Here is a 16,263-nt window from a genome sequence, read left to right as displayed (position 1 = left end):
TCCCCGGTGCGCCCCGGCCGTCCCCGCCGCACGGCAGCCGGCCCCGCCGTACGCCGTACTCCTCGGCGTCCGCGCCCCCCCCCGCGACCTCCTTCCGTTACGCCACCACGTCGACGGTCCCGCCGGCGCGCCCACCCCCACGTGCCCCTGCCGCGCGGGCCGCCTCCGCACGAACCGGACCCGCACGCCCTGGTTCGGCACGGCCTGGTTTCGCACGGCTGGTTCCGTACGGCCTCCTTCCGCACGTCCTGCCAACGACCCTTTCCGCCTCACCGGCATCCGGTGAGTTCTTCCGCCGGGAGACTGCGCATGAGTACCGACCGCGAACGCCTGCCGCTGACCGAGGCCCAACTCGGGCTCTGGTCCGCGCAGCGACTTGACCCGGCGAACCCCGCGTATCTCACCGCGGAGTACGTCGAGCTCACCGGGAAGCTGGACGAGCGGGCGTTCGCGGCGGCGGTGACCTTGGCCGTCGACGAGGCGGACGGGCTCTCCGTCCGCCTCGCCTCGGACGGGGACGCGGTGTGGCAGGAGACCGGGGCGGTGGCCCCCGTCCCGCCCGCGACGCTGGACTTCCGTGACGCCGACGATCCGCGCACCGCCGCACACGCCTGGATGGCCGACGACCTCTCCCGGCCCGTCGACCTGGAGGGCGGCCGGCTCCACCTGCACGCGCTGCTGCGCACCGGCGACGAACAGTGGCTGTGGTACCACCGCTGCCACCACATCCTCCTGGACGCCTACGGCTATGCCCGCCTCGCGGAGCGCGTCGCCGAGCTCTACGGCCACGGGTGCGCGGGCACCACCCCGCCCGCCGCGACGTTCGGCTCGATCCGTGACGCGATCGCCGAGGACCAGCGGTACGTCGCCTCCGAACAGCACCCGCTCGACGCCGAGTTCTGGTCCGGCCTGCTCGCCGACCGCCCGCGCCCCCCTACCCTCGCCCGCACCGAACCCGTCAGCCCCGCGCACCGGGCGCTGCGCGGCAGCCTGCCCCTCACCGCCGAGGCCGCCGAACGGCTCACCGCCTTCGCCGCACGGGCCCGCGCCACCTGGCCGGAAGCCGTCACCGCCGCCTGGGCCCTGTATCTGACCCGTCTCACGGGGGCCGCCGAAGCCGTGATCGGCCTGCCCGTCAGCAACCGCACCGGCAGCGTGCTCGCCCGGCTTCCCGTCACCGCCGTCAACGTCGTACCGCTCCGGGTCGCCGTCGACGAGCGGGAACCCGTGGGCGACCTCCTGCGCCGGGTCGTGAGGACCCTGCGCCGACAGCGCCGCCACCAGCGCTACCGGGGGGAGCGAATCCGCCGGGACCTGGGCCTGTTCGGGCAGGGCAGGCGACTGGTCGGCCCGCAGCTGAACATCAAGCCCTTCACCACCCGGCTGGCCTTCGGCGCGTGCGCGGGGACGGTCCACTCGCTGGCCGCCGGAGCGGTGGAGGACCTGACCATCACCGTGAGCGGGCGGGGCGGCCCGGACGGCCTCACCGGCCTCGACCTCGTGCTCGACGGCAACCCCGACCTGTACGGAGCCGAGGAGCTGGACGCCCACCTCCACCGCTTCGCCGCACTGCTGGACCGGCTCTCCCGCTGCGCCCCTGCCGACGCGGTGGGCCACCTCGCACTCGTGGACGCCGGCGAACGCCACCGCGTCCTGGAGGAGTTCAACGCCCCGACCGACGACGACGCCCCGGCCCCGGACCTCGCCGAAGGGTTCGCCCGACAGGTACGGCAGACCCCGCACGCGGTGGCGCTCCGCTGCGGCGAGAGGTCCCTCACCTACACGGAACTGGCCGAGCGCGCTGAGGCGTTGAGCGGTGAGCTCCGGGCGCGCGGGGCCGGCCGCGGCAGCCTGATCGCCGTCGCCCTGCCCCGGGGGGAGGCCCTGCTGGTCACCCTGCTGGCCGTCGCGTCGGCGGGAGCCGCGTACGTACCGCTGGACCCTCGCTACCCGGCGGACCGGCTGCGGCACATGCTGGACGACAGCCGCCCCCTCCTGCTGGTCACCGACCGGACACCGGTGCTCCTCGGCGGAGACGGCGACGGTCCGCCCGTGCTCACGGTGGGACCCGGCGGGAGCGTCGAACGGCCCCTGTACGAAGGGGACGTGGCCGGAAGCGTCCGCGACCCTCTGCCGCCCGCGCCCACCTCCGCCGCTCCGCCCGCCCAACCGGGCGACCCCGCGTACGTGATCTACACCTCCGGTTCCACCGGCCGCCCGAAGGGGGTCGTCGTCCCCCGGCGAGCGCTGGCCAACCTGCTCGCGGCCATGGGCGGGCTGCTCGGCCTCTCCGGGGAGGACCGCCTGCTCGCGGTCACCACCGTCTCGTTCGACATCGCCGCACTCGAACTCTTCGTCCCCCTTCTCCACGGGGCGACCGTCGTGCTGGCGGAGGAGGAGGCGGTACGTGATCCGTTCGCACTCGCCGCGCTGATCCGGGCCGCCGGGCCCACCGTGATGCAGGCGACGCCCTCGCTCTGGCGCGTCCTCGCCGATGTGGCCCCGGACGCGCTCGGCGGTCTGCGGGCCCTCAGCGGGGGAGAGCCGCTGCCCGCCGACCTGGCACGCGTGCTCGCCCGCCGCGCGAACGGGCTGGTCAACCTCTACGGGCCGACCGAGACCACCGTCTGGTCCACCGCCGCGATCCTGGACGCCGCGATCCCGGACGCCGCGAACCTGGACGACACGACGCTTGGAGCCGCTGCCCTCAAGGACGCCGCACTCGGAGACGCCGCCGGGCCGCATGTCGGCAGACCCGTCCGCCGCACCCGCGCGTACGTCCTGGACCGCGCCCTGGCCCCCGCCCCGGCCGGAGCGACGGGCGAGCTCCACCTCGCCGGGGACGGAGTCGCTGACGGCTACCTCGGCCGCACCGGACTCACCGCCGAACGATTCGTCGCCGACCCCTACGGGCCGCCCGGAACCCGCATGTACCGCACCGGCGACCTCGCCCGCTTCCGGGGCGACGGCACCCTGGAGGTGCTCGGGCGCGCCGACCACCAGGTGAAGATCCGGGGCCACCGGGTCGAGCCCGGCGAGATCGAGGCCGCGCTGCTGGCCCACCACTCGGTGACCGGAGCGGCGGTCGCGGCGGCGCCCGGCCCGGGCGGTGAGGCGTCCCTGGTCGCGTACTGCGTCCTGGCGGACGACATGACCGGGGCGGCGGGCGCGGGCGCTCGGCCGCCCGGCGGCGAGAGCGTGGACGGGAAGGGAGACCCGCGGCTGCGCGACACCGAATCCGTGGAGGGGATCGAGGAGCTTCGGCTGCCCGGCGTCGACGGTCCCTGGGCCGAACCGCTGCGGGCCGCCCTCGCCGGCGTCCTCCCCGAGCACCTCGTGCCCAGCCACTTCGTCGCCCTGTCCCGGCTGCCGCTGACCCCGAACGGCAAGACCGACCGCGCCGCCCTCCCCGCTGTCGGAGTGAGCAGCCGCCCCGCAACGGGACGGGCTCCCCGCCCCGGGGCCGAGACGCTGCTCTGCGAGCTGTTCGCCCAGGTGCTCGCCCTCCCCGGGGCGACGGCCGACGACGACTTCTTCCTGCTCGGCGGGCACTCGCTCTCGGCCGCCCGGCTGGTCACCGCGCTCCGCGCGCGTAACGGCGTCGAACTGCCCGTACGCGCCGTGTTCGACCACCCGACCCCGGCCCGGCTGGCTCCCGTACTCCAGGACGCCGAGAACTCCCGGGTCTCCACCGCCCTGCCCCCGCTGGTCCGGCGACCCCGGCCGCGCGTCGTGCCGCTCTCCTTCGGACAGCGACGGCTCTGGTTCCTCGGCCGGAGCGACGGCGAGGACGGCTCGTACAACATTCCGCTGGCTCTCGACCTCGCGGGGCGGCTGGAGCCGGCCGCGCTGCGAGCCGCCCTGGCCGACCTCGTCGCCCGCCACGAGATCCTGCGCACGGTCTTTCCCGCCGATGGGGGCGAGCCCCGGCAGCACATCCTGGACGCCGCATCAGCGCCACCCGCGCTGACCGAACACGGCGTCACGGCCGCCGACCTGCCCGAGCGGCTGGCCGCAGAGGCGGCCCGGCCCTTCGCCATCGAGCACGAAACCCCCCTGCGGGCCGCGCTGTTCACCGCAGAACCGGAGAGCCGGGGCGGTCAGACCCTGCTGCTCGTCGTGCACCACATCGCGGCGGACGAATGGTCCCTGCCCCCGCTCCTCGACGACCTCGCCGCCTGCTACACCGCCCGGCTCGCCGGCCGGGACCCCGACCGCCCGGAACTCGCCGTCGACCACGCCGACTTCGCCCTCTGGCAGCAGGACGTCGTGGCAGCGGCCGAGAAGACGGACGCCGACTACTGGCGCACCCGGCTCGCCGGAGCCCCCGAACAGCTGCAACTGCCCTGGGCCCGCCCCCGGCCCGACCGTGCAGGCGGACCCGCCCGGACCCACGACTTCACCATCGACGCCGAACTCCACCGCCGCGTCCGCGCCTTGGCCCGGTCCACCCGGACCACCTCCTTCATGGTGCTGCACGCCGCGTTCGCCACGACGCTCTCGCAACTGGGCTGCGGCGACGACCTGGTGATCGGAGCCCCGGTCGCGGGCCGGGACGACGAGGCGTTGCGCGACAGCGTCGGCTTCCTCATCAACACCCTGCCGCTGCGCACCGACCTCAGCGGCGCACCCAGTTTCCTCGACCTGCTGGAGCGGACCAGGAACGACGACCTCGCCGCCCTCGCGCACCGGCGACTGCCGCTCGACCGCATCGTGGCCGAGGTCAACCCGCCCCGGCTGCCGGGCGTGAGCCCCTTGTTCCAGGTGCTGTTCGCCGTGCGGGAGGAGTTCCCCGACCGGGCCGCCCTGCCCGGCCAGCGCGGCCGGCCGCGGCTCGTGCCCACCGGAGCGGCCAAGTTCGACCTCCAGTGCACCATCAGCGAGGACCCGGCCGCCGGCACCGCCACCGGGCAGCTCGAATACCGCACCGACCTCTGGGACGCGCCCGCCGCCGACCGCTTCGGACGCGCGCTGCTGCGCGTCCTGGAGCAGGTCACCGCCGACCCTGGCCGCCCCCTGCCGACCGTCGAGGTGCTGGAGCCCGGCGGCCTGCCGGAAGCCCTCCGGCCGCCCGCCCGGCCCGTCCCGGCCACCACCCTCGCCGAGCTCTGCGCCACCCAGGCCGCCCGCACCCCCGACAGGACCGCCCTGGTCAGCGGGGAGGAGCGGCTCACCCACCGCGAGCTCGACGCCCGCGCCGCCCGCCTGGCCCGGCTCCTGGCCGATCGCGGCGTCGGACCCGGCGCTCTCGTCGGCGTCAGCCTGCCCCGGGGGACCGGCCTCCTCGTCGCCCTCCTCGCCGTCGTCCGGACCGGGGCCGCCTATCTGCCGGTAGACCCCGACTTCCCGGCCGAGCGGATCAGGATGCTGCTCGACGACGCCGGCCCCGCCCTCCTGATCACCGACCGGGCCACCGCCCGCACCATCGGCGTCGAGCCGCGTACGACTCTCCGTACCGCCGCAGCCACCGGCGTCGAGCCGCGTACGACTCTCCGTACCGCCGCAGCCACCGGCGTCGAGCCGCGTACGACCGTTCCCACCGCCCGTACCGCCGACGCCGCGCCCACCGCTCCTCGCACCACCGGAACCACCGGCACCACCGGCACTACGGGCACCTTTGGCACCACCAGCACCACCAGCACCACCCACCCCGCGCCGCCCGCCGCCCTCCTCCTCGACGCCCCGGAAACCGCCCGCGCGCTCGACGCGGCCGTGCCCCTCGCGCCCCGGCCCGCCCACGCGCTCGCACCCGCCTACGTCATCTACACCTCGGGTTCCACCGGCCGGCCCAAAGGCGTGGTCGTCACCTCGGGGGCCGTCGTCAACTTCCTGCTGTGCCTGGCCGACGCCCTGGAGTTCACCGGGCGCGAACGGTTCCTCGCGGTCACCACGGTCGGCTTCGACATCGCCGTACTGGAGCTGTTCCTGCCGCTGATCACCGGCGGCACGGTGATCCTCGCCGACCGGGAACAGGTCCGCGACCCGGTGCTCCTCGCCGGGCTGATCGGCTCCGCCCGCCCCACCGTCATGCAGGCCACCCCCTCCCTGTGGCGGTCCCTCCTGGACAGCGACCCGGAGTCGGTCGGCGGACTCCTCACGCTGGTCGGCGGTGAGGCGCTCGCCCCCGACCTCGCCCGCCGGCTCGCGGCGAACGGCGCGGAGCTCGTCAACCTCTACGGGCCCACCGAGACGACCATCTGGTCCACCGCGGGAGCGCTCGACGCGGCCGACGCCGAGCGGCCCCACATCGGTACCCCGCTGTGGAACACCCGGGCCCACGTACTCGGCCGGGGCCTCGTCCCGCTGCCCGCCGGAGTGGCCGGGGAGCTGTACCTCGCCGGAGACGGCCTGGCCCAGGGCTACTCGGGCCGCCCGGCCGCGACCGCCGAGCGTTTCGTCGCGGACCCCTACGGGCCGCCCGGAGCCCGCATGTACCGCACCGGCGACCTCGCCCGGCTGCGCGAGGACGCCACCCTGGAGATCGTCGGGCGGGCGGACCACCAGGTGAAGATCCGCGGCCACCGCATCGAACCCGGCGAAGTGGCCGCCGCCCTGCGCGCCCACCCCGAGGTCTCCGACGCGGCCGTGATCGCCCACCAGGAGCCGTCCGACACCGAGCCCCGTCTCATCGCCTACCTCACCGGCCTGCCCGGCGACACCCCGCAGGAGCGGGCGGCCGCAGCGGGCCGGGTCCGCGAGGAGCTGCGCACCGTCCTGCCCGGCCATCTGATCCCCGCGCTCTGCCTGCCGCTCGACACGCTCCCGCTCACCCCGAACGGGAAGCTCGACCGCGCCGCCCTGCCCGCGCCCCGGCCCGCCGCCGACCCGGCCGGGCGCGCCCCGGCGGGCCAGCGCGAGGAGCTGCTCGCCGCCCTCTTCGCCGACCTGCTCGGAGTCGAACACGTCGGCGTGGACACGGACTTCTTCGCGCTCGGGGGCCACTCGCTGCTCGCCGCCCGGCTCGCCGGTCGGGCGGCCGAGGTGCTCGGCCACCCGCTCTCCGTCCGGCAGGTCTTCGACGCCCCGACCGTCGCCGCCCTCGCCGCCGCCTCCACGGCCCCGGCGACCCCTCTGCCCGCCCTCGAACGCGTCACCCACGACGGGGCGCCACCGCTCTCGCCCGCCCAGGCCCGGCTGTGGTTCCTCAGCAGGCTCCAGCCCGGCCCCCACTACCACCTGCCGTTCGTCCTCACCCTCACCGGGACGGCCGACCTCGACGCGCTGGCCGCCGCCGTCACCGACCTCGCAGGCCGCCACGCCGTGCTGCGCACCGTGTTCCCCGAGACCGACAACGCTCCCACCCAGCGGGTCCTGGAGAGCGCTGCACCGGTCCGCGTCCTGGCGGTGGACGACCCCCGGGAGAGGGAGCGCGTCCTCGACGCCCTCAGCGCCGAACCCTTCGACCTCGCGACCGAACCCTCCTTCCGCGTCGCCTTCCTGACCGAGGAGGGCCGCACCACGGTCCTTCTCCTCATCCACCACATCGCGGCCGACGAATGGTCCGTCGAGCCCCTCCTCACCGACCTGTCCGCCGCCTACCGGGCCCGGCTGGCCGGCCGCGCGCCCGAGCGGCCGCCGCTCCCCGTGCGCTACACCGACTACGCCCACTGGCAGCGGAGACTGCTGGACGACGGGCATCTCGGGGACCGGCTGGACTTCTGGCGGCGTACGCTCCGGGGCGCCCCGGCCGTCCTCACGCTGCCCACGGACCGGCCCCGCCCGGACACCCCCACCGGACGCGGCGGATTCGTCCCCTTCACCCTGCCCGACGAACTCGTCTCCGGCCTGCGCGCGCTGGCCGCCGACGCCGGGGTGACGCCGTTCATGGTGACGCAGGCCGCCCTCTGCGCCCTGCTCGCCGGACTCGGTGCGGGGGACGACATCCCCCTCGGCGTCCCGACGGCCGGCCGGGGGGAGCGGCACACCCAGGAGCTGATCGGCTTCTTCGTGAACACCCTCGTCCTGCGCACCGACCTGTCGGGAGACCCGTCCTTCCGTGAACTCCTGGGCCGGGTACGGTCCGTGGACCTCGACGCCTTCGACCACGCGGAGGCGCCCTTCGAGCGGGTGGTGGAGGAGCTCAACCCCGAACGCGGCGCGGCCAACCCGCTGTTCCAGGTGATGCTCACCTACCAGAACCGCACCGCACCGCCGTTCGACGCCCCCGGAGTCGAAGCGGCCTTCGCCCTGAGGGAGACGGCGACCGCCAAGTTCGACCTGATCGTCGGATTCACCGACCACCTCGCCAGCGGCGGCATCGACGGGGCGATCAACTACAGCGCCGACCTGTTCGACCCGGCCACCGCACGCACCCTCGCCGACCGCCTGGTGGGGGTGCTGGCCGGGGCCGTCGCCCGCCCCGACTCCCCGATCGGCTCCATCGGCGTGCTCACCGAGGGCGAGGAGCACACCCTCCTGCGCGACTGGAACCCGCACGGCGACCACACGGGCACCCCGTCCGTCCTCGACCGGTTCGCCCGCGCCGCCCGGACCCGGCCCGACGCACCCGCCCTCACCCACGAGGGCCGGACCCTGACCTACGCCCAACTCGACGCCCGTACCAACTCCCTCGCCCGCCTGCTCATCTCGTACGGCGTCGGCCCCGAGGACCGGGTCGCCCTGCTGCTGCCCCGCTCCCTCACCCTCGTCGAAGCGGTGCTCGCCGTCGCCAAGACGGGCGCCGCCTACGTCCCCCTCGACCCGGCGTACCCGGACGACCGCATCGCCCGGACCCTCCGGGACGCCGCCCCCGCCCTCGTCCTCACCGACGCCGCGACCGTCGCCCGCACCCCCGTCACCTGCACCGCCCCCGTGCTCGTCCTCGACGAGGAACCCTGCTCCGGGACCTGGCGGCGGCAGGCGCGGGGACCGGTCACCGACGCCGAACGCACCGCCCCCCTGCGCCAGGACCACGCCGCCTACCTCATCTACACCTCGGGCTCCACCGGCCGCCCCAAGGGCGTCGTCGTCACCGGCCGGAACCTGGCCCGCCTCTTCGACGCCACCGCCGAGCACGCCTTCGGCGCGGACGACGTCTGGACCCTCTTCCACAGCTACGCCTTCGACTTCTCCGTCTGGGAGATGTGGGGCGCGCTCCTGCACGGCGGCCGCCTGGTCGTCGTCCCGCACACCGTCACCCGCTCCCCGGACGACTTCCTGGCCCTCCTCCACCGCGAGGGCGTCACCGTCCTCAACCAGACCCCGTCCGCCTGCCACCAGCTCACCGAAGCGCTCACCGCCCCCGGCTCGCCCGGAGCGCCCCCCGCGCTGCGGCTCATCGTCCTCGGCGGGGAGGCCCTGGACCCGGCCCGCCTCACCCCCTGGCTCCAACTGCCCCGCGCGCCCCGCGTGGTGAACATGTACGGCATCACCGAGACCACCGTCCACGTCACCGCCCTCACCCTCACGCCCGAGGCGACCGTCCCCGGAACCAGCCCGATCGGCCGGGCCGTCGACGACCTGCGCCTCTATGTGCTGGACCGCGCCCTGCGCCCCGTACCGCCGGGCGTGAGCGGTGAGTTGTACGTCAGCGGGGCCGGGCTCGCCCGTGGCTACCGGGGGCGGCACGCGCTGACCGCCGAACGCTTCGTCGCCGATCCGTACGGCCCGCCCGGCACCCGGATGTACCGCAGCGGAGACCTCGCCCGCTGGTCCGCCGGCGGCGTCCTGCACTACCTCGGCCGGGCCGACAGCCAGGTGTCGTTGCGCGGCTTCCGCATCGAGACCGGCGAGATCGAGGCCGTGCTCTGCTCCCGGGGCGGAGCACGCGGCGCCGCCGTGATCCTGCGCGACGACCTGCCCACCGGCCCCGGACTGGTCGCCTACACCACCGGGGGAGCCCCCGCCGCCACGCTGCGCGAGGCGTGCGCCGCCGCCCTGCCCGGCCATATGGTCCCGACCGCGTTCGTCGGCATCGACCGGCTCCCGCTCACCGCCAACGGCAAGCTGGACCGGGCCGCCCTGCCGCTTCCCGAGGCGGAGACCGGGGCCCCGGCGGGCCGGGGCGCGCGCACCCCGCACGAACGGCTGCTCGCCGGGCTGTACGGGGAGGTGCTGGGCCGGGCCCCCGTCGCGGTGGACGAGGACTTCTTCGCGCTCGGCGGCCACTCCCTGCTCGTGACCCGTCTGGCCGGACGCGTCCGCACCGAACTGGGCCTCGACGTCCCCGTACGCACCCTCTTCGAGGCCCCGACCGTCGCCGAACTCGCCGCCCACCTGACCGAGTTCACCCGTGCCGGGGCGACCGGACACACCGCCCCCGCCCGCGCCGTCGAACGCCCCGACCGGCTGCCCCTGTCACCCGCCCAGGCCCGCCTGTGGTTCCTGCACCGGCTCGGCGGCGCGCCCCTCACCTACGCCATTCCCCTGCTGCTGCGCTTCCACGGCCCCGTCGACGCCCAGGCCCTCGGCCGCGCCCTGACCGCCCTCACCCACCGCCACGAGATCCTGCGCACCAGCTACCCCGAGCACGAGGGCCGCCCGGTCCAGCAGGTGCTGCCCGAAGCCGCCTCCGTACCGCTGACTCCGATCACCCTGGACGGCGAGCACGCCGAGGACGCGGCGCGGCGGCTCGCGGCCGAGCCCTTCGACCTGGCGGACCGGCCCCCGCTGCGCGCGTACCTGCTCACCGGCCCCGACGGGACGCGCGCCCTCCTGCTGGTGCTGCACCACATCGCCTTCGACGAGGGCTCCACCGGACCTCTCGTACGCGATCTCGCCCAGCTGTATGCCGATGAACTCCACGGCCACCACGGCTCGTCGCCCGCCCCCGGGCTCCAGTACGCCGACTACGCCCTCGCGCACCGCGAAGCGACCGCCGCCCGCGAGAAGGGCCTCTTGGCGTACTGGCGCACCGCCCTCGCCGGAGCGCCCGCAGAGATCCCGCTGCCCCTGGACCGGCCCCGGCCCACGGAGGTCGACGAGCGGGGCGATTCGGTGGAGTTCACCATCCCCGCCGAGACGCACCGGGCCGCCGTCCGGCTCGCCCGCGCCGGCCGCGCCACCCTTTTCATGACGCTCCAGTCCGCCCTGGCCGTCCTGCTCAGCGCCCACGGAGCGGGCCACGACCTGCTGATCGGCACCACCCTCAGCGGACGCGGCGAGGACGGGCTCACCGACCTGCCCGGCCTGATCGCCAACACCGTCGTCCTGCGCACCGACACCTCCGGCAACCCCACCTTCACCGAACTCCTCGCCCGGGTCCGCGCGGTCGACCTGGACGCCTTCGACCACGGCGACCTGCCCTTCGAACGGCTCGTCGACGATCTCGCCCCGGAACGCTCCCTCTCCCGCCACCCCCTCTTCCAGGTCGCCCTGATCCACCAGAACGCCCCGGAGCGCACCCGTCCCTTCGGCCCGGGCAGCGTCGACGTGGAGCTGGTCGAGACCCGCGCCGCGAAGTTCGACCTGACCCTGGCCGTCGTCGAAGAGGCCGGTACGGACGGGCTCACGGCCGCCTTCAACTTCCGCACGGCCCTCTTCGACCGCCCGACCGTCGAGGCCCTCGCCCGCAGGCTGACCGTCCTGCTGCACCGCCTCTGCGCCTATCCCGACCTGCCCCTGAGCCACATTCCGGTCCTCGACGGGACGGAACAGCGGTGGGTGCTCGACGCGTCGAGCGGCCCCGACGTTCCGCTGTCCGCCCGCACCCTCGCCGACCTGGTACGCGACCAGGCGGCCCGCACCCCGGCCGCCGAGGCGCTGCGCGACGGGGGCCGCAGCTGGAGCTACGGCGAGTTCGACACCGAGGCCGACCGGCTCGCCGGACTCCTCGCCGACCGGGGCGTACGACGCGGCGACACCGTGGCCGTGGCCGTGCCCCGCAGCGCCGAACTGGTCCTCGCCGTCCACGCCGTACAGCGCGCCGGCGCCGCCTACCTGCCGCTCGACCCCGCGCTGCCCCCGGCCAGGATCCGCGACCTGCTCCGGGACGCGGAAGCCTCGCTGCTGGTCACCGACGCGACCGCACCCCTGCCCGACGACGCGGTCGACGGCCTCCCGGCGCTCGACGTCCGCTCCGAGGACGTGCCGCGCTTCACCACCGTGCCCGAAGCGCCCCGCCCCGCAGACCCCGCCTACGTCCTGTTCACCTCCGGCTCCACCGGCCGCCCGAAGGGGGTCTCCGTACCGCACAGCGCCGTCGTCAACCGGCTCCTGTGGGCCCAGGACGTCCACCGGCTCTCCGCCGACGACCGGGTCCTCCTGAAGACCCCGGCGAGCTTCGACGTATCGGTGTGGGAGCTGTTCTGGCCGCTGCTGGCGGGCGCGACCCTCGTCACCGCCGGGCCCGACGACCACCGCGACCCGGCCGCCGTCGCCCGCCTGCTGCGCGAACACCGCATCACCACCGTGCACTTCGTCCCCTCGATGCTGACGGCCTTCGCCGCCGTCGCCGGGCCGGCCGACTGCGCGACCCTGCGCCGCGTCCTCGCCAGCGGCGAGACCCTGACCGCCGCCGGAGCGGACGCACTGCGGCGGCTCGCCCCGCACGCCGAACTCCACAACCTGTACGGACCCACCGAGGCCGCCGTCGACGTCACCGCCCACCACGTCACCGGCCACGACATCGCCTCGGGCCGCATCCCGATCGGCGTACCCGTGTGGAACACCGCGACGCTCGTCCTGGACGACCGGCTGCGCCCGTCGCCGCCCGGCGCGGCGGGGGAGCTGTACCTCGCGGGAGCCCAGCTCGCGCACGGCTACCACGGCCGCGCCGCGCTGACCGCCGAACGCTTCGTCGCCCACCCCTACGGACCGCCCGGCAGCCGCCTCTACCGCACCGGAGACCTGGCCCGGCTGCGGCCGGACGGAGTGCTCGAGCACCTCGGGCGCGCGGACGACCAGATCAAGCTGCGCGGACAGCGCGTCGAACCCGGGGAGATCCAGGCGGTGTTGGACGCCCACCCGGCGATCAGCCACAGCGCGGTGGTCGTGCGGGAGGATCAGGCGACCGGGGCGACGCACCTCATCGGCTATGTCGTTCCGCACGCGGGGGCCGGCGACTCCCGTCCTCGGGCCGGTGATCCCCGGGCCGGTGGCCCCGCCGCGCGGTCCATGGCGGCTGCACGGCCCGTTCCGCTCGCGTCGCCCATTCCGGTCGCGTCGCCCGCAACGCCCGCTCCACCCGCACCGCCCGCGTCGCCTGTTCCGCCCGCACTGCCCGCCGGACTGGACGACCACCTCGCCGCCCGGCTGCCCGCCCACCTCATCCCCACCGCCCTGGTGCCGCTGGCCGCGCTGCCGGTCACCGCCAACGGCAAACTCGACCGCACCGCGCTCCCCGCTCCCGAACTCGCCTCACCGGACGACCGGACCGCCCCCGCCACCGAGGACGAACGCCGGCTGGCCGCCCTCTTCGCGGACCTCCTGCGGACCGAGGACGTCGGCGTGCACGACAGCTTCTTCGCCCTCGGCGGCGACAGCATCCTCTCCATCCAACTGGTCGGCGCGGCCCGCAAGGCCGGGATCGTCTTCACCCCTCAGGACGTCTTCCGCCGACGCACGGTCAGCGGCCTGCTGGAGGTCGCTGAACGGGCCGCCGCAGCGCCGACCGGACCGCAGGACGCGCGGAGCGCCCCGGACGACGAGACGCCGAGTACCCGGGACGACGGGGCCCCGGGACGGCTCACCCCGCTCCAGGAAGGACTGCTCTTCCTCTCGCAGTACGACGGCCTCTCGCCCCACGACGGCGGTCTCGCGCCCCACGACGGCCCGGAAGGCTCCCGGCAGGGCGAGGGGTCCGCGCCGCTGGACGTCTACCACGTCCAGGTCGTCATCCGGCTGGCCGACGCCCTCGACACCGACCGGCTGCGCACCGCCCTGCGCACCGTCGTCCACCGCCACGCACCCCTGCGCACCGCGTTCACCGGCGGCGACGACGGCTGGACCCAGCGCGTACGGGACGGTGGGGAACCGGAGGTGGAGGAGCTGGACCTGCGCCGCCGCAAGCCCCGGGAGCAGGAGCGCCGCGCGGCACGGCGCATCGACGACGAACGCCGCCGCCGCTTCGACCTGGCCGCCCCGCCGTTGCTGCGCGCCACCCTGATCCGGCGCTCCACCACCACCGAACTGGTCCTCACCGGACACCATCTCGTCCTGGACGGCTGGTCCCTGCCGCTTCTCGTACGGGAACTCCTCCACGGTTACGCCGGCCTGGAGCTGCCCCCCGCGCCCCGTTACGCGCCCTACCGGTCCTGGCTCGACGCGCAGGACGCGGACAGCGCCGCCGAGGCGTGGAGCCGCGCCCTGGACGGTGTCACCGAGCCCACCCGGCTCGTGCCCGACGATCCCGGCGAGCCGGAACTCCCCGACGAGCACGTGGTGTCGCTGGACGCCGAACTCACCGGCAGGATCGTCGCGTTCGCCCGCGAACGGGAGCTCACCCTGAGCACCCTCACGCAGACCGTGTGGGGCCTGGTGCTGAGCGCCCACACCGGACGGCGTGACGTCGTCTTCGGCACGGTGGTCTCCGGCCGGCCCGCCGACGTGCCCGACGCGCCGGACATGATCGGCCTGTTCGTCAACACCGTGCCGGTACGGGTGAATCCGCGCCCCGAGGAGACGCTCGCCGCCCTCGCGGAGCGGGTCCAGGACGAGTTCGCCGCGCTGCTGCCGCACCAGCACCTCGGGCTCGCCGCGATCCAGCGGGCGGCCGGTCACGGCGTCCTCTTCGACACCCTGACCGCCCTGGAGAGCTACCCGGCCGACGGGGTGCCCGCCCTCGCCGCCGCCACCGGGCTCGGCCTGGCGGAGATCCGGGGCCGGGACGCCACCCACTACCCGGTCACCTTCGCCGCCGTCCCCGGCGAGCGGCTCACCCTGCGCCTGGCCCACCGCCCCGGCGCGGTCCCGCCGCACCTGGCCCGCGAACTCGCCGGACGTGTCGAGCATCTGCTCCGTACGCTCGTCACCGCCCCGGACACCCGCGTCGGAGCCCTGGACCCCCTCACCCCCGCCGAGCACACTGCTCTCGCCCCGCACCGCGAAGGCCCGGCGTCGCCCCCCGCCCGCACCTGGGCCGAGCTCTTCGCCGCCCAGCGGGACCGGCGGCCGGACGCCGTCGCCGTGGACGCACCGGGCGAGACACTCACGTACGCCGAACTGGACCTGCGGGCGGGGGACTTGGCGGCCCGGCTGCGCGCTGCCGGAATCCGGCCGGGACAGTCGGTCGCCGTCGTCCTGCCGCGCTCCGCCGACCTGGTCGTCGCCCAGCTCGCCGTCCAGCGAGCCGGTGCCGCCCACCTGCCCATCGACCCCGACTACCCCGAACAGCGCATCGCCGCCATGCTCCAGGACGCCCGCCCGGCCGGGACCCTCACCCACCGGGCCCTCGCCGACCGCTACCCGGCGGCGCTGCTCACGGACGGGGAGCCGGGGGTGGAATCCGGCGTCCGTTCCCTGAGCGGGACCCTGGAGGCGGACACCGGCGCACCCTCCGCGCCGCACACCACCGTCACCCCCGACCACCCCGCCTACCTCACCTTCACCTCCGGTTCCACCGGTCGCCCCAAGGGCGTCGTCACCACCCACCGGGGACTCGCCGCCCTCGCCACGGCCCAGGCCGAACGCCTCGGCATCGACGACGACAGCCGGGTGCTCCAACTCGCCTCGCCATCCTTCGACGCCTCCGTCATGGAGACGCTGATGGCCCTGGCCACCGGAGCCGCCCTGGTGATCCCCGACCCCGGACCGCTCGCCGGCGAACTCCTCGGCGAGACCATCGCCCGGCACCGGATCAGCCACGCCCTCATCCCGCCGACCGCCCTCACCGGACTGGAACCCGAAGGTCTGGACTGCCTGCGCACTCTCATCGTCGGCGGCGAGGTGTGCACGGCCCCGCTGGCCGCCCGCTGGGCCCCCGGCCGCCGCATGGTCAACGCCTACGGCCCCACCGAGGCCACCGCCTGCGTCACCATGAGCGCACCCCTGCGCCCCGGAGCCGAACCCCCCATCGGCACCCCGCTGCACGGCGTCCGCACCCACGTCCTGGACGCCCTGCTCCGGCCGGTCCCGCCCGGCGCGACGGGGGAGCTGTACGTCGCCGGGCCCGGCGTCGCCCAGGGCTACCTGGGCCGCCCGGGGCTGACCGCCGAGCGCTTCATCGCCGAGGCCGGCGGCGTTTCCGGCAGCCGGATGTACCGCACCGGCGACCTCGTCTCCCGTACGGCGGAGGGGGCGCTGCGCTACCACGGCCGCGCCGACGACCAGGTCAAGGTCAGGGGTTTCCGGGTCGAGCCGGGCGAGATCGTCGCCGCGCTTCAGGCA

General features: G+C 75.5%; 1 protein-coding gene (running past one end of the window). It reads left to right on the top strand.

Translation table 11 applies throughout. The features are described from left to right. Nucleotides 1-309 precede the first annotated feature (309 nt). Nucleotides 310-16,263, top strand: the 5' portion of a protein-coding gene (locus ACLJPL_RS26165) for an amino acid adenylation domain-containing protein (RefSeq protein WP_411083390.1). Its footprint extends 2,205 nt past the window's final position; only the first 15,954 of its 18,159 coding nucleotides appear in the window; its start codon is at nt 310-312; its stop codon lies beyond the right edge, outside the window.

It is taken from the genome of Streptomyces sp. cmx-18-6, assembly GCF_046548915.1.
GTDB lineage: Bacteria > Actinomycetota > Actinomycetes > Streptomycetales > Streptomycetaceae > Streptomyces.
Note: the sequence above shows the minus strand (reverse complement) of the source record. Positions and strands in the feature narration are given on the sequence as shown.